22 protein-coding genes, 1 tRNA gene and 1 other RNA gene are annotated in these 16,678 nt (G+C 57.5%); 9 read left to right on the top strand and 15 right to left on the bottom strand.

Translation table 11 applies throughout. The features are described 5' to 3' along the window. Positions 1 to 20 precede the first annotated feature (20 nt). From CKX93_RS00850 to rpoE, 4 genes are read right to left on the bottom strand one after another with little or no spacing between them, the layout of a single operon-like run. Entirely contained in the window at positions 21 to 491 is a 471-nt protein-coding gene (locus tag CKX93_RS00850; protein ID WP_076754405.1) for a SoxR reducing system RseC family protein, read from the bottom strand. Beyond that, the gene (locus CKX93_RS00855; RefSeq protein ID WP_084178585.1) at positions 484 to 1,473 is read right to left on the bottom strand and encodes a MucB/RseB C-terminal domain-containing protein; all 990 of its coding nucleotides are present in this window, start codon (positions 1,471 to 1,473) and stop codon (positions 484 to 486) included. The genes CKX93_RS00850 and CKX93_RS00855 overlap by 8 nt, the downstream gene beginning before the upstream one ends. 4 nt (positions 1,474 to 1,477) lie before the next feature. Continuing rightward, complete coding sequence (locus CKX93_RS00860) at positions 1,478 to 2,119, bottom strand: sigma-E factor negative regulatory protein (protein ID WP_076754407.1); 642 nt, start codon at positions 2,117 to 2,119, stop codon at positions 1,478 to 1,480. Between the two features lie 21 nt (positions 2,120 to 2,140). Further along, positions 2,141 to 2,716: an RNA polymerase sigma factor RpoE gene (gene rpoE / locus CKX93_RS00865; protein WP_076754408.1), complete on the bottom strand. Its 576-nt coding sequence runs from the start codon at positions 2,714 to 2,716 to the stop codon at positions 2,141 to 2,143. 147 nt (positions 2,717 to 2,863) lie between these two features. Between rpoE and nadB the strand changes: the two genes are divergently transcribed. Then, positions 2,864 to 4,486, top strand: coding sequence for an L-aspartate oxidase (nadB, locus tag CKX93_RS00870; RefSeq protein ID WP_076754410.1), 1,623 nt, complete (start codon positions 2,864 to 2,866; stop codon positions 4,484 to 4,486). On the opposite strand, the gene orn is transcribed toward nadB, so the two are convergent. Continuing rightward, positions 4,476 to 5,021: an oligoribonuclease gene (orn, locus tag CKX93_RS00875; protein ID WP_076754412.1), complete on the bottom strand. Its 546-nt coding sequence runs from the start codon at positions 5,019 to 5,021 to the stop codon at positions 4,476 to 4,478. The two genes, nadB and orn, sit on opposite strands and share 11 nt — an antisense overlap. Before the next feature lie 97 nt (positions 5,022 to 5,118). Between orn and CKX93_RS00880 the strand changes: the two genes are divergently transcribed. Continuing rightward, the gene (locus tag CKX93_RS00880; RefSeq protein WP_076755186.1) at positions 5,119 to 5,466 is read left to right on the top strand and encodes a 4a-hydroxytetrahydrobiopterin dehydratase; all 348 of its coding nucleotides are present in this window, start codon (positions 5,119 to 5,121) and stop codon (positions 5,464 to 5,466) included. After that, on the top strand, positions 5,466 to 6,353 hold the full coding sequence (gene rsgA / locus CKX93_RS00885; protein WP_076754414.1) for a ribosome small subunit-dependent GTPase A: 888 nt from the start codon (positions 5,466 to 5,468) through the stop codon (positions 6,351 to 6,353). Before CKX93_RS00880 ends, rsgA begins: the two co-directional genes overlap by 1 nt. Here the strand turns inward: rsgA and CKX93_RS00890 are convergent. The 5 genes from CKX93_RS00890 to ffs all read right to left on the bottom strand — a co-directional run bounded on the left by CKX93_RS00890 (position 6,336) and on the right by ffs (position 9,510). Continuing rightward, complete coding sequence (locus CKX93_RS00890; RefSeq protein WP_076754415.1) at positions 6,336 to 6,695, bottom strand: histidine triad nucleotide-binding protein; 360 nt, start codon at positions 6,693 to 6,695, stop codon at positions 6,336 to 6,338. The two genes, rsgA and CKX93_RS00890, sit on opposite strands and share 18 nt — an antisense overlap. Before the next feature lie 16 nt (positions 6,696 to 6,711). After that, positions 6,712 to 7,308 (bottom strand): recombination mediator RecR, encoded by a 597-nt coding sequence (recR, locus tag CKX93_RS00895; RefSeq protein WP_076754417.1) that lies wholly within the window; start codon positions 7,306 to 7,308, stop codon positions 6,712 to 6,714. Between the two features lie 52 nt (positions 7,309 to 7,360). Next, positions 7,361 to 7,687 (bottom strand): YbaB/EbfC family nucleoid-associated protein, encoded by a 327-nt coding sequence (locus tag CKX93_RS00900; protein ID WP_076754419.1) that lies wholly within the window; start codon positions 7,685 to 7,687, stop codon positions 7,361 to 7,363. Positions 7,688 to 7,743: 56 nt separating this feature from the next. Next, positions 7,744 to 9,387, bottom strand: coding sequence for a DNA polymerase III subunit gamma/tau (gene dnaX / locus CKX93_RS00905; protein ID WP_076755188.1), 1,644 nt, complete (start codon positions 9,385 to 9,387; stop codon positions 7,744 to 7,746). A gap of 26 nt (positions 9,388 to 9,413) precedes the next feature. After that, positions 9,414 to 9,510: signal recognition particle sRNA small type (gene ffs, locus CKX93_RS00910), an RNA gene on the bottom strand. A gap of 190 nt (positions 9,511 to 9,700) precedes the next feature. Here ffs and ispG point away from each other — a divergent pair. The 5 genes from ispG (at position 9,701) to CKX93_RS00935 (ending at position 14,129) form a co-directional block, all read left to right on the top strand. Continuing rightward, entirely contained in the window at positions 9,701 to 10,942 is a 1,242-nt protein-coding gene (gene ispG, locus CKX93_RS00915) for a flavodoxin-dependent (E)-4-hydroxy-3-methylbut-2-enyl-diphosphate synthase (RefSeq protein WP_076754420.1), read from the top strand. Positions 10,943 to 10,998: 56 nt separating this feature from the next. After that, a tRNA-Val gene (locus CKX93_RS00920) sits at positions 10,999 to 11,073 on the top strand. Positions 11,074 to 11,098: 25 nt separating this feature from the next. Next, positions 11,099 to 12,286: a DegT/DnrJ/EryC1/StrS family aminotransferase gene (locus CKX93_RS00925; RefSeq protein ID WP_076754422.1), complete on the top strand. Its 1,188-nt coding sequence runs from the start codon at positions 11,099 to 11,101 to the stop codon at positions 12,284 to 12,286. 5 nt (positions 12,287 to 12,291) lie between these two features. Beyond that, positions 12,292 to 13,053 carry a 3-deoxy-manno-octulosonate cytidylyltransferase gene (gene kdsB / locus CKX93_RS00930; protein ID WP_076754424.1) on the top strand — a complete coding sequence of 254 codons (762 nt, stop codon included), beginning with the start codon at positions 12,292 to 12,294 and terminating at the stop codon, positions 13,051 to 13,053. Positions 13,054 to 13,061: 8 nt separating this feature from the next. Beyond that, a complete protein-coding gene (locus CKX93_RS00935) occupies positions 13,062 to 14,129 on the top strand; it encodes an iron-containing alcohol dehydrogenase family protein (RefSeq protein WP_076754426.1) in 1,068 nt (355 codons plus the stop codon). Between the two features lie 45 nt (positions 14,130 to 14,174). Here the strand turns inward: CKX93_RS00935 and CKX93_RS00940 are convergent, their stop codons facing one another. From CKX93_RS00940 to CKX93_RS00950, 3 genes are read right to left on the bottom strand one after another with little or no spacing between them, the layout of a single operon-like run. After that, on the bottom strand, positions 14,175 to 14,441 hold the full coding sequence (locus CKX93_RS00940; protein ID WP_076754428.1) for a DUF2442 domain-containing protein: 267 nt from the start codon (positions 14,439 to 14,441) through the stop codon (positions 14,175 to 14,177). Further along, positions 14,401 to 14,640 (bottom strand): DUF4160 domain-containing protein, encoded by a 240-nt coding sequence (locus CKX93_RS00945; RefSeq protein ID WP_076754429.1) that lies wholly within the window; start codon positions 14,638 to 14,640, stop codon positions 14,401 to 14,403. Before CKX93_RS00945 ends, CKX93_RS00940 begins: the two co-directional genes overlap by 41 nt. A 25-nt stretch (positions 14,641 to 14,665) precedes the next feature. Next, positions 14,666 to 15,289: a class I SAM-dependent methyltransferase gene (locus CKX93_RS00950; RefSeq protein WP_076754431.1), complete on the bottom strand. Its 624-nt coding sequence runs from the start codon at positions 15,287 to 15,289 to the stop codon at positions 14,666 to 14,668. Positions 15,290 to 15,415: 126 nt separating this feature from the next. Here CKX93_RS00950 and CKX93_RS00955 point away from each other — a divergent pair, with 126 nt between their 5' ends. Next, positions 15,416 to 16,168, top strand: a complete 753-nt coding sequence (locus CKX93_RS00955) for an MBL fold metallo-hydrolase (protein ID WP_076754432.1) — start codon at positions 15,416 to 15,418, stop codon at positions 16,166 to 16,168. A 13-nt stretch (positions 16,169 to 16,181) separates the two neighbouring features. On the opposite strand, the gene CKX93_RS00960 is transcribed toward CKX93_RS00955, so the two are convergent. Next, complete coding sequence (locus tag CKX93_RS00960) at positions 16,182 to 16,535, bottom strand: HVO_A0114 family putative DNA-binding protein (RefSeq protein WP_076754434.1); 354 nt, start codon at positions 16,533 to 16,535, stop codon at positions 16,182 to 16,184. Next, positions 16,532 to 16,666 carry a peptidylprolyl isomerase gene (locus CKX93_RS09600; protein ID WP_076754435.1) on the bottom strand — a complete coding sequence of 45 codons (135 nt, stop codon included), beginning with the start codon at positions 16,664 to 16,666 and terminating at the stop codon, positions 16,532 to 16,534. The genes CKX93_RS00960 and CKX93_RS09600 overlap by 4 nt, the downstream gene beginning before the upstream one ends. Between the last annotated feature and the right edge of the window lie 12 nt (positions 16,667 to 16,678).

The following is a 16,678-nucleotide window of genomic DNA, read 5'->3' on the forward strand; positions in this document are numbered from 1 at the left end:
TCACTCTCTCCCAATATTCATTAAGGCGCCAGCACACCCGGCGCCACCGGGATCACCGGAGGTAGTCTACGCAGCACTACTGGCTGATAACGTGGGTCTTGCCGCATTCGGCGATTCTGCAGCGCCAACAAGCCAAACCCGGCCAGCAAACCCAGACCCCCCAACGCGATCACACCGCCTTCCGGAACACCGGCTGTCTGCGCCAACAGCGCCGCCAACAGCATGAACACCAACGGCAACAGATAAATCAGTAGTGAACCGCGCAGCAGCGCTGATTCTTCAATACCGACCATCACCTCATCACCCAATGACACGCCTACCGGGTCGATCACTCGCACCATAGCGCGGCGGTTACTGAACATTTTGGCGATCACCGAAGTGCCGCAACCCTTGGCCACACTGCAGCTGCCGCAGGTCGACTGGCGCTGGGTTTCCACCCAAGCAAACCCTGACTCTTCGACACGGATTACCCGAGCCTTTTCCTCAATCATCGGCGCTCTCCCGATAGATATTCTCGGCAATCATCTGCATCGTTGCCGCCGGCACCTCACCCAAAATGGTGATCTGATGGTCCTCATGCGGCCTCGCCAAAGCATGCATCGCCCCGGCGCGGGTCATGCCGACCAATAAATCGCGCGGCTGATCGACTTGAACCACGAAGACCGAGACCGATGCCATCCCATCCGACAACAACAAATGCTCTACCGGATGCGTCTCGCCGGGCATTTGACGACGCGTCGCCTGGGTGAGTTCAAAACCACGGGGCAACTCGCGTATCCGCCATTGGGTCGGCATCGACTCGACCCTATCGTCGGCTGCTGGCTCTTGCCAATGCATCACCTCCCCACGATCACTCATCAGCGTCGGTGCAAAGCGTTCCGCGGGAATGTGCTCAGCAAAGCTCAGCTGGGTGAACATAAACTGCTCGAGCACTTGCCCGGCGGGAGTGAGTAGCTGCGATTTGAGCAACATGCCAGATTCTTCGTGTACACACAGACGATGTCCGTAGCGCAGCTCGTCGCGCGGCTGGATATGCACCACCCGGCAATGCCAATTGGCGACCCGCCAGGTCTCACCCAATCGCACTCGATAGTAGCGGCGCACCGGCGCTTCATACTCGCGCATCGGCACTACCCCCGGCAAACCTTGCAAAGTCTTGCGCGGCTCCATGCAGGGACCACTGCTATCTCTTCGCATACACAGCAAAACATCCCCTTCGCGCACCAGTTCCCGAGGATCACCAGAAAGCGTCACCAAGCGTTCGCGAACAACCCCATCATCGACCCCATGCATGATCTGCATGGTCTCCACGCCATGGTCCTGAATGTAAACAAATATCCCTTCATAATTAATCCCTTGAACGGCATTCATCATGCGCTTTATGAGGCTATCAGCCTCCCCATCTGCCGCTATCAAAGGTACCGCCCAGAAAACCATGAGCAGACCAAAGAGGCTCCAACGCAAGGGGCGCATCAACTCAGTTACCACCGGAAACGGGCACGCCCACAGAAACCGCTACCGGCGCCCGACCCATCGTTGACTCGGCATGGTTTTGCATGTAGCGATTGATAAGCTGATGATTGATATCGATGCCTCCCGAAGTCAGCGTTGGTTGCGTCAGCGGCGAATACTGCGGGCTGGCCCACGCTGGCGACTCCTGTCCCAGCCAAGGCAACTGACCTGCTGGCGCACTGGCCACTGGCTGCGCAGCGGCACTGGGTGCGCTGGTTGCGGGCTGCGTCGTTGGCGCGGTGGCGACCACCGGGCTCAAATCGGGCCCCACAGAGGTGGTGGTGAACTGCACACCCACTAAGATGGCCAAGGCAACGCCGGCGGCCACACCGATCCCGCCCACGGCCTTTAAAGGACGGCGCTGGCGCACCCAAAATGGCGCCTTCTCCAGCGGCTCATCAGCCATGGCGGCCTGAATCCGCGCAGACAGATCGGTATCGGCCTGCCAGCGTGCGCCGCGCATCACATCACCCATGAGATGATAGCGGCTGTAACGCCCGCGTAGCTCGGCATCATGCTGCAACTCATCCATGAGCCGACGCTGCTCAAAAGCCCCAGCCTCTCCGTCTATCAGGGCTGACAACCGTTCCTCTTTGGATACACTCATACGCTTCTCACTTTCTGAACATTAGCTCAGCAAAGGCTGTAACACTTTATCAATGGCTTCTCGAGCACGAAAAATACGCGAACGCACCGTGCCAATGGGGCACTCCATAGTTTGCGCAATCTCCTCATAGCTCAAACCCTCGAGTTCTCGCAGGGTAATCGCCACCCGTAAATCCTCGGGCAAGCGCGCGATCACATCCTGCACGGCCTGACTTATTTCCTCAGACAGCAATTCCCCTTCCGGGGTTGCATAATCTTTTAACGCGGATTCGCCGCCCATCTGTTCCGCATCCTGCGCATCCACCCCATAATCAGGCGTACGCCGGCCTTCTGAGACCAGATAGTTTTTAGCGGTGTTGATCGCAATGCGGTACAGCCAAGTATAAAACTGGCTCTCACCACGGAAGCGGGCAATGCCCCGGTAGGCCTTAATAAAGGCTTCTTGGGTCACATCCATGGCCGTGGCCTGATCACGCACATAGCGTGACACGAGGTTGACGATCCGATGCTGGTATTTGAGCACCAGGAGGTCGAAAGCCGCTTTATTGCCTGCTTGCACACTTCTGACCAACTCCTCATCACTTGCCTTGTTGCCCATTCGGGCTATCCCCCTTTAAGGAGCGCTTCCCCTTGCTCCAGTGTGATGGACAGTGACTGCCTGAATTGGTTCGGGTGTTGATACAAAAATCGCCCCCAACATAACCCAAGGCATCAGAATGCCTCAAGTTGCATTACACTGGCGGGCATGACGACACACTCCTCCCCGCGCAACACCACCCACGGCGATGTTTTGATCATCGGCAGTGGGGCGGCCGGCCTGACCTTGGCGCTGCATTTAGCCGAGACGCAACAAGTCATGGTGCTGAGCAAAGGCCCGATCACAGAAGGCAGCACCCGCTATGCCCAGGGCGGCATCTCCGCGGTATTGGATCAACAAGACTCACTGGATGCACATGTACGCGACACCCTGACCGCGGGCGGCGGGCTATGCGATGAGCCGGCCGTGCGTTTTGCCGTCGATGCCGGGCCTGCAGCGATTGCCTGGCTGCTGGATATGGGCGTGCCATTCACCCAAGAGACCAATGCCGAAGGCAAGGTGCAGCTGCATCTAACGCGCGAGGGTGGCCACAGCCATCGGCGCGTGGTGCATGCCGCTGACGCCACCGGTGAGGCTGTGGAAAACACCTTGGTGCAGCGCGTCCGCCAGCACCCCAATATCCGCCTATTTGAACACCATATCGCCGTGGATCTCATCACCACCGAAAAGATGGGCCTGAGCGAGAACCGCTGTGCGGGCGCCTACGTGCTGGATTTAGAGGCGCAGCGGGTCGATGTGTTTGCCGCACCCGCCGTGGTGCTCGCCACCGGCGGTGCCAGTAAAGCCTATCTCTACAGCAGCAATCCCGATGGCGCCACCGGTGATGGCATTGCCATGGCTTGGCGGGCGGGCTGTCGCATCGGCAATATGGAATTCATGCAGTTCCACCCCACCTGTTTGTACCACCCCAAAGCCAAGTCTTTTCTCATCTCTGAGGCGGTGCGTGGTGAAGGCGGCCGCTTGTTGCGCCCCGATGGCACGCGCTTTATGCCCGAGTTTGATGAACGCGATGAGCTCGCCCCGCGCGATATCGTCGCCCGTGCCATTGATCATGAGATGAAGCGACTGGGCGCCGAGTGCATGTATTTGGACATCTCCCACAAACCGGCGGAGTTTATTCAGCAGCACTTCCCAATGATTTATCAACGCTGCCTGGACTATGGCTTTGATATGACCCAAGAGCCGCTGCCGGTGGTGCCCGCGGCGCATTACACCTGCGGCGGCATCGCTACCGACTTGCATGCGCGCACCGACTTGCCAGGGCTTTACGCCGTCGGTGAAGTCGCCTACACCGGCCTGCATGGCGCCAATCGCATGGCCAGCAACTCACTGCTGGAGTGCCTGGTGTTCGCTCGAGCCGCAGCAGAGCATATCAGTGCGCATCCGCCAGCGCCTCTGCCCAAAACCACAATCCCGCCCTGGGACGAAAGCCGCGTCACCGATTCCGATGAAGAGGTGGTGGTGTCCCATAACTGGGATGAGCTGCGCCGTTTTATGTGGGACTATGTGGGCATTGTGCGCAGCACCAAACGGCTGCAACGGGCTTTGCGCCGCGTCGAGCTGCTGCGCGGCGAAATTCATGAGTACTATAGCCACTTTCGCATCAGCAATGACCTTCTGGAGCTGCGCAATCTGGCTGTGGTGGCGGAGATCATCATCCGCAGCGCGCTCAGCCGCCAAGAAAGCCGCGGCCTGCATTACACCCTGGATTACCCCAAGCCCGACCCCGCTTTGGACGGCATCCCGACCCTGCTAAAGATCACACCTTAAGCAAAAACTCACGGTAGTGACGCAGCTCAGCGATGGAGTCGCGGATATCGGCTAGCGCCTCATGCCGGCTGTCTTTTTCCACACTGGCCACGACATTGGGCGCCCAGCGCTTGGCCAGCTCTTTCAGCGTACTCACATCAATACTGCGGTAATGGAAGAAGGCCTCCAGCTCAGGCATGCAGCGCGCTAAAAAGCGCCGATCCTGGCAAATACTGTTGCCGCACATGGGTGAGACATGCGGCGGTACATATTGCTGAAGAAACTGAATGGTGGCTTGCTCGGCGTCAACTTCGGTGAACACGCTCTCGCGCACTCGCTGAATCAATCCGGACTGACCATGGGTGTTCTGATTCCATTCATCCATAGAATCCAGCACTTCGTCGCTTTGATGCACTGCCATCACCGGCCCTTCTGCCAAGATGTTTAAGGCTTTATCGGTGACGATGGTGGCGATCTCAATAATATAGTCCGACTGGGGATCCAAACCCGTCATCTCCAGATCAATCCATACCAAGTTTTCAGCATGCATGGCCATCATTGGAATCCTTGCTTTTGGTGGCGAAAATCGCGATCGACCTCGCTTTAACGGTACAGTCTACACGTTCAACACGCCAAAACTTTGGAGTTTGCTCATGTCTGATGATCTTAGCACCCGCCACTGCAAAGCCTGTGAAGGACTCGCCGGACCTGTGTCCTCCACCGAAATCGCGAAGCTCAAACAAGGGCTGCATGCCGATTGGGAAATTGATGCCGAGAGCAAAAGTATCAGCCGGCGCTTCCGCTTTTCGGATTATTACCGCACTATAGCGTTTGTGAATGCTGTCGCCTTCATCGCTCATGTCGAGGATCATCATCCCGATCTGAGCGTAGGGTATAGTCAGTGTCATGTTGTTTGGTCCACCCATGCTGTGGGTGGTCTGTCGGAAAACGATTTTATTTGTGCCGCTAAGGTGGATGCGTTGGTTCAAACGGATGAGTAGTGTTTAATCATTCGCGCCAAGGCCGTATCGTTCGGCGTTTTGGGGCTCGTCTGCTGGTTGAAGACGAGGCCGGTGCGGTGGTGGCTTGCGTCACACGCCGGCGTCTAGACGACGCCGTCTGTAATGATGCGGTGCTGTGGGAGCCTCAAGGTGATGCCTCAGCCGATGGGGTGGTCACCGAAGTCTTGCCGCGCACCAATTTGCTGGAGCGCGTTGATAGCCGCGGTCAGCCCAAGCGCGTAGCTGCCAATATCGATCAACTGGTGATTGTCTGCGGGGTTGAACCCGAGCTGAACGCCGGCCTCATTGATCAGTACTTGGTGGCCGCCGAAAATCTTCCGGCACGAGCCATCATTGTCTACAACAAAATCGATCTGCTGCCGGATTTGCAACTGCCCGCGGCGCTCGGAGACTACCCACCTTTGGGCTATCCGTTATTGCTGGTCAGCACGAAAACCGGCTTTGGCATGGATCTGCTGCTGCTTGAACTCAGCAAAGGCACCAGCGTCTTGGTCGGCCAATCGGGTGTGGGGAAATCCTCGCTGGTGAAAACTCTACTGCCCGATTTAGACATCCGCATTGGTGCGCTGTCGACGATGGGCGGTGAAGGCGGGCGTCATACCACCAGCCACACCACCCGCTATGCCCTGCCTGGCGGCGGCCATCTGATTGATTCTCCGGGCGTGCGGGATTTTGCGCCGGGAGCATTGAGCGTGGCGCAGCTCACTCGCGGCTTTGTCGAGATCGGCCAAATCAGCAGTGAGTGCCGCTTTCATAATTGCACGCACCGCATTGAGCCCGGCTGCGCGGTGATGCAAGCAGCGGTCGCTGATGGCATCAGCCAACGGCGCTACGAGAGCTATTTAAGCCTACTGACCTCCGCCTAGGCCGTGGGCGCCGGTGAGGCGCTGACCGCCCAGGACATGGGCGTGCACGTGATACACCACCTGCCCGCCATACTCATTACAGTTGATCACCACGCGATAGCCTTCATCAGCCAGCCCCTGTTCGCGCGCCAAGTTCGCCGTGGCCCTCAACAAATGCCCGGCCAAGGCGTTTTCCTCGGCGGTGAAATCATTCAGCGTGGCGATGTGTTTGCGCGGAATCACCAAGGCATGAAATGCCGCCACCGGGTTGATGTCGCGAAAGGCGATGACATGCTCGTCTTCATAGAGCTTTTCGGCCGGCAACTCACCGTTGACGATACGACAAAAAATACAATCGCTCATGCATCCTCCTGGCTGATCAGTAATCGCGGCGGCTGGCAAAAGCATGCGACAGCGTACCGCGGTCGACAAACTCCAAATCGCCGCCCAAAGGCACGCCGTGGGCGATGCGCGTGCTGCGAATCCCCCGCTGACGCGCCAATTCATGAATGTAATGGGCGGTGACCTCGCCCTCAACCGTCGTGCCCATGGCCAAGATAAGCTCATCGATTTCACCGGCATCGAGCCGCTGCTCGAGCTGATCGAGCCCCAACTCTTCGGGGCCAATACCATCCAGCGGCGACAATTGCCCCAACAGCACATGGTAGCGGCCGCGAAAACCCGTGGCCTGATCGATGGCCAGCACATCAGCCGGCGTTTCGACCACGCAAAGACTGCGCGGGTCACGGCTGGCATCGCTGCAAATGCCGCAGACATCGTGCTCGGTCAGTGTGCGGCAGATGCGGCAATGGCCAATACGCTCCACCGCCTCACCAAGCACCAAACCCAAGCGCCGTGCGCCCTCACGGTCACGCTCCAAAACGTGCAAAGCCATGCGCTGCGCGGACTTGGGGCCGACACCCGGCAAGCAGCGCAGGGCGTCCACTAAGGCATCAAGCAAGGGGCTACCAGACATGAATAACCTTGGCGCGGGCTAGAAGCGGGTGGAGAGCAGGCGCAAAGCGATCTTAGAACGGCATCTTAAAGCCGGGCGGCAAACCCATGCCCTGGGTGACGCCGCTCAAATGATCGCGGGTCATGTCTTCGACCTTTTGCACGGCGTCGTTAATGGCCGCTGCCAGCAAGTCCTCAAGCATATCGCGGTCTTCTTCAAAGACGCTGGGATCCACTTTCACGCCGCTGACGCCATGTTTGCCATTCATCACCACGTTGACCATGCCGCCGCCGGCGCTGCCGGTGACTTCCATTTCCGCTAGCTCGGCCTGAGCCTTGGCCATGTCTTCCTGCATTTTCTGGGCCTGCTTCATGATATTACCAAGACCACCCTTCAACATCGGACTTCCCCCTATCGAAATAAGAACTTCGGATCATAAATCATTATGCCGGTGCGTTAATGCTCCGCCGGCGACTCATCCACGGGTCGAATACTGCCCGGGATTACCTCAGCGCCAAAGGCTTCGCCCAACGCCTGCGTCATGGGATCAGCGGCAATGGCCGCCTCGGCTTCTTGCTGTTTGGCATCACTGGCTTGCTGCTGGAGGACCGCAGGGGTCACCACCTCCGCCTCTCCCAGCTTAATGACCACGCGCAGCTCCTCGCCATAGGCTTTCTTGACCGCGGCCTCTAGGCGCTGCACCGCGTTGGGCGTCTTTAGGCTTTCATGCTGCGGTGCCAAGCCCAGCACCCACTGCGTCTCGCTGCGCTCCAGCAGCGCACAATTCTGTGCCAGCTGCGCCGCCATGCCCGCCAGCCCCAGCTCCGCCACCACCGCCGACCAATCCGCATCAGCGGGTGGCGCCACCGCGTTTGCGGTTGGGCTGGCTTGGGTTGCCACTGACGCCGTTTCGGCTGAAGCACCTGACTTTGACCGAGGTGGCGCTGACGGACTTGGTGACGCTGCCTGAGCCGGTGACAATGCGGCTGCCGCCGCCGAGGACGCAGTCACTGCAGCTCTCCGATCGAAGGCGAGCATGCGCAGCAGCAGCATCTCGAGGCCGCTGCGCGGGTCGGGCGCCCACACGAAGTCACGGCGGCCGTGAATGGCGATTTGGTAATACAACTGCACATGTTCGGGACTGAGCTGGCCGGCCAAATCCTGCAATAGCTCGGTATCCTCGGATAACGACTCGGCCACCTCCGGCACCTGCTGCACCAAAGCGACCTGATGCAGCAAAGTGGTCAAATCCGTCAGTACTGAGGCGTAATCCGGTGCCTGCGTATCGAGCTCAGCGACCACCGCCAGCATCGCCCGCGCATCCGCATCCGCCACCGCGCGCAATAAACCGCCTAGATGCGCCCGCGAAATCCCACCCAGCATGTCATTCACGGTATCCGCCGCCACCGACCCGCCGCCAAAGCCAATCGCCTGATCCAACAGACTCAAAGCATCACGCATGCTGCCATGAGCGGCGCGTGCCAGCTGGCCCAAAGCCTCTGGCTCACAGGCAATCGACTCTTGCTCTAAGACATAAGCCAAATGCTGCGCAATCAAATCCGTGGGCATCGCCTTAAGATTGAACTGCAAACACCGCGACAAGATTGTCACCGGCAGCTTTTGCCGATCGGTAGTCGCCAACAAGAACTTCACATGTGGCGGCGGCTCCTCCAAAGTCTTTAACAGCGCATTAAAGCTGTGCGTCGACAGCATATGCACTTCGTCAATCAGATAGATCTTGAAGCGCCCGCGGGTCGGCGCATAGGGCACATTTTCCAAAAGCTCGCGGGTATCGTCGACGCCCGTACGCGAGGCTGCATCCACCTCAATCAAATCCACAAAGCGTCCGCTGTCGATCTCCTGACAAGCGCTGCACACCCCACAGGGCGTCGCCGTGATGCCGGTTTCACAGTTCAAACACTTAGCCAGCACGCGTGCAATCGTGGTTTTGCCCACGCCGCGTGTGCCGGTGAACAAATACGCATGATGCAGGCGATCGTCTTTTAAGGCATTGACCAGCGCCCGCACCACATGCGGCTGACCGACTAATGCCTCGAAATTGCGGGGCCGCCACTTACGGGCAAGAACCTGATAACTCATCCAGCTGGCCTGTATAAGGTGGCAACCTGCACCAGCCACACCCCGGCGCCCAATGCCACTGCTACCGTTGCTCCCTTCCGGGCCTGGCGGGGTTCACAGCTTCTTGTCGCGGGGGGACCGATACAGGTCACCATGACGCAGGTGCGGGACATCAATGCCCCCTTGAAAACACGAATGATTATGCGGGCTTGGGCTCCAAAGCGTCAACCAAACTCCACGCCAATAATCCCTGCAAGGCTGAGGCCCATCAGTTCTGTGGCGCGCGCAACCTGCTACACTCGGCATCTGGTTTTCATCGCCTGATTGCACGCCCATGAGCACATTATCCGCTGACTACCGCCGCCACCCCACGACCCAGGTCCGCATTGGCCCGGTCACGGTGGGCAGCGACCACCCCGTCACCATCCAATCGATGACCAACACCGACACCGCGGATGATATTCGTACCGTGGTGCAAGTCGCCGAACTGGCGCGCGCCGGCTCAGAACTGGTGCGCATCACCGTTAACACCGAAGAAGCCGCTGCGGCGGTCCCCAAGATCCGCGAAAAACTCGATGCCATGGGCCTTGATGTGCCGCTGGTCGGGGATTTTCACTTCAATGGCCACAAACTGCTGACCAAATATCCCGAATGCGCCGAGGCGCTGGCCAAACTGCGCATCAACCCGGGCAATGTCGGCCGCGGCAGCAAACGCGATACCCAGTTTGCGCAAATGATCGAGATCGCCTGCCGTTACGATAAACCCATTCGCATTGGCGTCAATTGGGGCAGCCTGGATCAAGAGCTTCTGGCGCGCATGATGGATGAGAACGCCCAGAACTCCGAGCCACTTACCGCCGACGCGGTGAATCAAGAGGCTCTGATCCAATCGGCCCTCGGCAGCGCCGCCCGCGCCGAAGAGATCGGTTTGCCGCATGACCGCATCATTATCTCCTGTAAGGTCAGCGGCGTGCAGCCCCTGATTCGCGTCTACACCGAACTGGCGCGCCGCTGTGACTACCCGCTGCACTTGGGACTCACCGAGGCCGGCATGGGCGTCAAAGGCATCGTGTCCTCAACCGCCGCCCTGTCCGTGCTGCTGCAGCAAGGCATTGGCGACACCATCCGCATCTCACTGACCCCGGAACCCGGCGCCTCGCGCACTCAAGAGGTCATCGTCGCCCAAGAAATCCTGCAAAGCCTCGATGTACGCCGCTTTGCCCCCGCAGTGGTCGCCTGCCCCGGCTGTGGCCGCACCTCCAGCGACTACTTCCAACATCTGGCGCAAGACATCCAAACGTACATCCGCCACAAAATGCCGGAATGGGCCGAGCAATATCCGGGCGTTGAGGATATGACCGTGGCGGTCATGGGCTGCGTGGTCAACGGCCCCGGCGAGAGCAAACACGCCAATATCGGCATCAGCCTGCCCGGTACTGGCGAACAACCCGTCGCTCCGGTCTATGAAGATGGCGAGAAAACCGTGACTCTCAAGGGCGACCAGATCGCCGAGGAATTCCAAGCCATGGTCGAGCGCTACATCGAGCGCACCTACGGCCAAGCCAAAGCTTCTTAGCCGCCAAAACATTGACCCTTTGGGGTCAGATGCCTATACTCGCGGCTCTTGAGCTTGGGCGGTTAGCTCAGTGGTAGAGCACTGCCTTCACACGGCAGGGGTCACTAGTTCGAACCTAGTACCGCCCACCATTTTCCTTCAGATTTAAGGTGATACATGCCCGGCTTTGAGTGGTTTGGTTCAGAAGAGAGAGCCGAGGCGCTCGAGGTCCTCGATCACGGCGTGCTCATGCGCTATGGTTTTGATGGCCAGCGCCAAGGCAAGTGGAAGGCTTTGGAATTTGAGAAAGCCCTGGCCGATCGCATGCAACTGCCCTACGCCCATGTCTGCTCCAGCGGCACCACCGCCGTTTTCACCGCTATGGCCTGCGCCGGAATTGGTGCTGGCGACGAGGTCATCGTCCCGCCCTTCACTTTTGTGGCGGATATCGAGGGCGCGCTCTATGCCGGCGCCATCCCAGTCTATTCCGAAATCGATGAGACCCTGAACCTCGACCCCAATAAACTGGAAGAGAAAATTACCGAGCGCACCAAAGCTGTGCTGCTGGTGCATATGTGCGGCTCTATGGCCCACGTAGCTCAGATCCGTGATATTTGCGCCAAGCACAATCTCATTCTGATTGAAGACGTGGCGCAAGCCATCGGCGCCTCTTATCAAGGCCAAATGCTCGGCAGCTTCGGACTATGCGGCTGTTTCTCCTTTGACTACGTCAAGACCATCACCTGCGGTGAAGGCGGCGGCATCGTCAGCTCTGATAAAGACTTCTACGACCGCTGCCAGGCATTCACCGATCATGGCCACGACCATCTAGGCGCAGATCGCGGCGCCGATAAACACCCGATCATGGGCTTTAACTTTCGCATTGGCGAGCTCAACGCCGCCATTGGTTTGGCCCAGCTGCGCAAACTTGATGACATCATTGCCCGCAACCGGCGCAACAAAGCCCTGATTAAGGATCAGCTCAGAGATATCCCCGGCCTGCGCCTGCGTGACGTGCCGGATCCTGAGGGTGATTCCGCCACGTTCTTAAGCTTTATCCTGCCGGATGAGCCCACAGCCCTGCGCGCCCGCAAAGAGCTGGGCGAAGCGGGCGTTGATGGCTGCCTGCACTGGTACTCCAACAACTGGCACTACTACCGTAGCTGGGATCATTTCGCCGAGCTCAAAAGCCCCAACCCGCTATACCAGACCATGTCCGATGACTTCCGCAAGCCAAACTTGCCCCAATCTGACGCCATTATGGCTGGCACCCTATCGATGCTGATTAAGCTCTCTTGGGATGAAGGCGAATGCATTGAGCGCGGCCGGAAAATGCGCGAAGTGCTGATGAGCGTGTTGAGCTAAGCCTCATGCATACGGCGATCATCGTCCCGGCGCGCCTGGGCTCCACCCGCTTTCCCCAAAAACTGCTGCACCCCGTGCGCGGTAAACCCGTTTTGCTGTGGACCGCTGAACAAATCCGTCGCGAAGCCCCAGAGTTTGATTTGTGGTTTGCCGTTGATAGCGAACGCCTGAAAAATCTTTTAGAGGCCGAAGGCTACCGCGCTGTCATCACTGATCCAGAGCTACCCAGCGGAACCGATCGCATTGCCGCGGCCAATGAACAAATCGGCGCCGCACGCATCATCAATGTGCAAGCCGATGAGCCCATGGTGACAGGCGAACAAATCCGCTTACTGGATAAAATTCTTACCCCCGGCGTGGATATGGCGACCTTAGGCTTTCCGCTGACCACCGACCGCGATTACCACAACCCCAACCACGTCAAAATGGTCTGCGCGCAAGACGGCGCAGCACTTTACTTCTCGCGCTCGCCCATTCCGTATGTGCGTGAGACGGTGGGGCGTTATGACGCCGATCTCACCGGCCCCGAGGGGGTTTTGATTCATGTGGGCTTGTTTGCCTACACCCAAGAATTTCTCGCCACTTTTGCCAAGCTGCCGATGAGCCACTTAGAGCGCCTTGAGAAACTAGAAATGCTGCGCGCTCTGGAACATGGCTATCGTATTGCCACCGCCGTCACCCATGATACGCTGATCGAAATTGACACTCCTGAGAACATCATTCAGTTTGAAGAAGCCGTCACCGAACACTTTAATCCCGAGTATTAATCGCCCCTATGTATAAGAATCTCCGCGTTGTTCCGCACATGGTCTTTGGCCGCGGCAGTTTCAATCAGCTGGATGACATCCTGCGCGCCTACCGCACCGACGAAGGCTCGCATGTGGTCTACCTCATCGACGCTATCCATGAGCATCGCCCGCTGATTCACCGAGTGCCCATTCATAAAAACGACCTGATTATTCTCGTTAATGTCGATACCGAACCCAAAACCAGTTATGTCGATGAACTGGTACAACGCGTCAATGAATATTCCAATCGCCCACCGGATGCCATCATCGGCTTGGGTGGTGGTAGTACTCTGGACTTGGCTAAAGCGGTGGCATTGATGCTTACCAATCCCGGCTCTGCGGCCGACTATCAGGGCTGGGATCTGGTGAAAAACCCCGGCATTACCCACATCGGCATCCCCACCCTCGCCGGCACTGGCGCAGAAATCTCCCGCACGACCGTGCTCACTGGCCCCACCCGCAAGCTCGGCATCAACTCCGACTTCACCCCCTTCGATCAAATCATCATGGATGCGGAATTGGTTGAGGGTGTGCCCACCGATCAGTGGTTTTATACCGGCATGGACTGTTACATCCACAATGCCGAAGCACTGGCAGGATCCTTCATCAACACCTTCGCCCAGGCCTATGCTGAGAAGTCCTTGGATCTGTGCCGCGATGTCTACTTGGGTGATGACCCCGAGGCTGACGACAAACTCATGGTGGCGTCCTATTTTGGCGGCATGAGCATCGCCTACTCACAGGTGGGTGTGGCCCATGCGCTGAGCTATGGATTGTCCTTCTTGTTGGGCACCCGTCATGGCGTGGGCAACTGCATCGTCTTTGATCAGCTGGATGACTACTACGGCCCCTATGTCGAAGAGTTTCGTCGCATGATGGACAAGCACAATATCCAGCTGCCCCGTGGCGTCACCAAAGACGTCGATGAAGCGGGCATGGAGAAGATGATCGATGTCGCCCTGGGTCTTGAACCTTTGTGGCAAAACGCTCTAGGACCTGACTGGAAATCCATCATGACCCGCGAGAAAGTGCGCGCCCTGTACGAGCGTATGTAACCTCACCCCGCATCCCCGGAGTTTGCGTTCCCAAAGCTATTGGAGCTAGACGGTCTTCGCGACTTTCGGGAAGCGCTCCGGGTTCTCGATGATATCGCGAGTAAGATCCACATCAATATCCGGCCAATAAAAATGGTCAGGAGATACCTCCTGCACATTTAATATGGCCTTGACCGGCTGATCCTTAAACCATGGAAACGCCTCATAGGACATGAACATTTCATGATCATGCGCGAGCAGCCATACCCCATGACTCGATATATGAGTCACTTCAACCGCCGAAGCAGCTTTTCCATGCGTCGATAAGCTCAAGGTGGCGCTCCTCAATCAGTGACTGAATTTCTCTAATCTGCCTTTGATTGTAATGATAGCTCTTTTCTAGCTGAAGCACTGGCTCTAACCAGAATTTAGCCTCTCCATCCCCAGAGACTACATGCACGTGCATTCTTGACTCTTCGCGGGAGAAAAAGAAAAAACGATAGCCTCGCTCTCTAAAAATTGTTGGTGTCATTGGAGACTTCCTTGTCGTTGTGAACTCAAATTAGCGACTTGAATAAGCAGAAGTTGAAGTTTTGGACTGCGCCGGCGGGCGTCATGTGCTCCACTGCGGCGTGCTTGATGATGCTAAATCCTTGCCCCAGTGTTTCCTGCAGGCTTTCCGGGCCATAGCGCACCACCGGCAACCCACTGCAGCGCTCCGGTCCATCCAGCGCGAAGGTGGCCATCAACACCCATCCACCGGGGCGCAGTGACCGCATCAAACGTTGAACATACGCCTCGCGGTGCGCCGCCTCCGTGAGGAAATGGAATACGGCCCGATCATGCCAAAGATCAAAGCGATCATTGGGTAATTCGGCTTGCGTGATATCTTCAACTCGCCACTCCACAGCGTCGGCCGCCGCGTCCAGTCGGTTACGTGACTGCTGCAACGCTTGCTCGGAAATATCCAACACGGTCAGATCGGTAAAACCGGCCGCTACTAGCTCATCAATCAGAGTCGACATCCCGCCCCCGACATCGATGATGCCGGCCTCAGAAGGCAAAGCCAGCCCCTGAATCCATTCTAAGGACAGCCCCCCACCTTGCTGATACCAGCTCAAAGACTCACCAGGCCGCGTGCCGTAAACAGTCTCCCAATGCGCCTTGTCCGGTGCTGCCATCAAACTGCCTCCCGCCAACTACCGCCGAATTCCATCACTTTACCTGCTTCTATTTGCATCGGCGATAGAACAACCGATATGTTCGATAGTCAGACGAATTGAAGTGACCGAAGACGAGGCAATGCGATGCTTTTTCGACAATTGTACGAACCCGATTCTTCCACTTTCACCTACTTGCTGTCTTGTCCGGACACGGGCGTTACCGCTCTGATCGACCCGGTGCTGGAGACGGTGGAGCGGGACCTGGAAGTGCTGCAGTCGATGGGGCTCAAGCTGGACTATGCCATCGAAACTCATATCCACGCCGACCACATCACTGGCGCCAAAAAGCTGAAAAACGCCACCGGCTGTCAAATCGCTGGACCCGCACAGGATGAGCTACCCTGCCGTGATATTGGCCTGACCGAAGGCGCAGCTTTTCAGATCGGCGGCATCACGCTCAACCCTCTGTTTACGCCTGGACATACCGACACGCATCACGCCTATCTGCTGGATCATCATGGCATGCCGATGCTGTTCTCCGGCGATGCCCTGCTGATCGAGGCCTGCGGGCGCACGGATTTCCAATCGGGCGATGCGCATGTGCTCTACCGGAGCATCCACAACAAGTTCTTTCGCTTACCGGACGAGACCTTGGTCTATCCGGCGCATGACTACGAAGATCGCCGCATCACCACTATCGGGCAGGAAAAACTGCGCAACCCGCGTCTCGGTAAGAACCGCAGTGAAGAGGAATTTGTGGCGATCATGAACGGGCTTGATCTGCCCTACCCCCGCAAAATCGACTTCTCGGTGCCGGGCAACGAACTTTGCGGAATGTGTCCGGACAACATGCCCGAAGAGATGAAAGGCTTGTGCAAAGACAGCCAGCAGCGCTAAACCCAACAATACGTCATGCGGTTTTCAAGTACATATCGATGTGCATGGAGGAGTAAGGGCAAATAACCCCGTTTCTTACGGTTCGCTCGAGCAATCCAAGATCAGTAAGCACCACAACATCTTGATGCACCCGCTTCACATCACGCCCCACCATGCGAGCCAGTTCACGTATTGATATCTCCCCCTTACCCTGCGCTGCTCGCACGAGCTCCCATCTTTTTTCTGTCAGTTGAGCGAAGAATTGAGCCGGGGTCTCGAAATTTAGAACCTCGCCCTGATAAGTCTCTGAATTCGCTAGTTGGCCCGCACGTCGCAAAGCACTTCTCCAATCTGACTCTAAAGTAATAGTGAGATAACGATCAGTCACGATTCTCTCCTGGCGGCAACAGCCGAGATGAAATCTTCAGTTAACTGCTCCACCGAAATGAATTGATAAGGATATTCCTTTCCATCCAAGTGAAAGTGATCGCCCTTACCCCGTTCATTATCAAAGCCAATAAAGTGAGTATC

This window comes from Ectothiorhodosinus mongolicus, assembly GCF_022406875.1.
Taxonomy (GTDB): Bacteria; Pseudomonadota; Gammaproteobacteria; order Ectothiorhodospirales; family Ectothiorhodospiraceae; genus Ectothiorhodospira; species Ectothiorhodospira mongolica.

Excerpts from the sequence above, each read along its gene's own strand:
- CKX93_RS00850 (WP_076754405.1), bottom strand. The coding sequence starts at position 491 with ATGATTGAGGAAAAGGCTCGGGTAATCCGTGTCGAAGAGTCAGGGTTT.
- CKX93_RS00855 (WP_084178585.1), bottom strand. The coding sequence starts at position 1,473 with ATGCGCCCCTTGCGTTGGAGCCTCTTTGGTCTGCTCATGGTTTTCTGG.
- CKX93_RS00860 (WP_076754407.1), bottom strand. The coding sequence starts at position 2,119 with ATGAGTGTATCCAAAGAGGAACGGTTGTCAGCCCTGATAGACGGAGAG.
- rpoE (WP_076754408.1), bottom strand. The coding sequence starts at position 2,716 with ATGGGCAACAAGGCAAGTGATGAGGAGTTGGTCAGAAGTGTGCAAGCA.
- nadB (WP_076754410.1), top strand. The coding sequence starts at position 2,864 with ATGACGACACACTCCTCCCCGCGCAACACCACCCACGGCGATGTTTTG.
- orn (WP_076754412.1), bottom strand. The coding sequence starts at position 5,021 with ATGGCCATGCATGCTGAAAACTTGGTATGGATTGATCTGGAGATGACG.
- CKX93_RS00880 (WP_076755186.1), top strand. The coding sequence starts at position 5,119 with ATGTCTGATGATCTTAGCACCCGCCACTGCAAAGCCTGTGAAGGACTC.
- CKX93_RS00890 (WP_076754415.1), bottom strand. The coding sequence starts at position 6,695 with ATGAGCGATTGTATTTTTTGTCGTATCGTCAACGGTGAGTTGCCGGCC.
- recR (WP_076754417.1), bottom strand. The coding sequence starts at position 7,308 with ATGTCTGGTAGCCCCTTGCTTGATGCCTTAGTGGACGCCCTGCGCTGC.
- CKX93_RS00900 (WP_076754419.1), bottom strand. The coding sequence starts at position 7,687 with ATGTTGAAGGGTGGTCTTGGTAATATCATGAAGCAGGCCCAGAAAATG.
- dnaX (WP_076755188.1), bottom strand. The coding sequence starts at position 9,387 with ATGAGTTATCAGGTTCTTGCCCGTAAGTGGCGGCCCCGCAATTTCGAG.
- ispG (WP_076754420.1), top strand. The coding sequence starts at position 9,701 with ATGAGCACATTATCCGCTGACTACCGCCGCCACCCCACGACCCAGGTC.
- CKX93_RS00925 (WP_076754422.1), top strand. The coding sequence starts at position 11,099 with ATGCCCGGCTTTGAGTGGTTTGGTTCAGAAGAGAGAGCCGAGGCGCTC.
- kdsB (WP_076754424.1), top strand. The coding sequence starts at position 12,292 with ATGCATACGGCGATCATCGTCCCGGCGCGCCTGGGCTCCACCCGCTTT.
- CKX93_RS00935 (WP_076754426.1), top strand. The coding sequence starts at position 13,062 with ATGTATAAGAATCTCCGCGTTGTTCCGCACATGGTCTTTGGCCGCGGC.
- CKX93_RS00945 (WP_076754429.1), bottom strand. The coding sequence starts at position 14,640 with ATGACACCAACAATTTTTAGAGAGCGAGGCTATCGTTTTTTCTTTTTC.
- CKX93_RS00950 (WP_076754431.1), bottom strand. The coding sequence starts at position 15,289 with ATGGCAGCACCGGACAAGGCGCATTGGGAGACTGTTTACGGCACGCGG.
- CKX93_RS00955 (WP_076754432.1), top strand. The coding sequence starts at position 15,416 with ATGCTTTTTCGACAATTGTACGAACCCGATTCTTCCACTTTCACCTAC.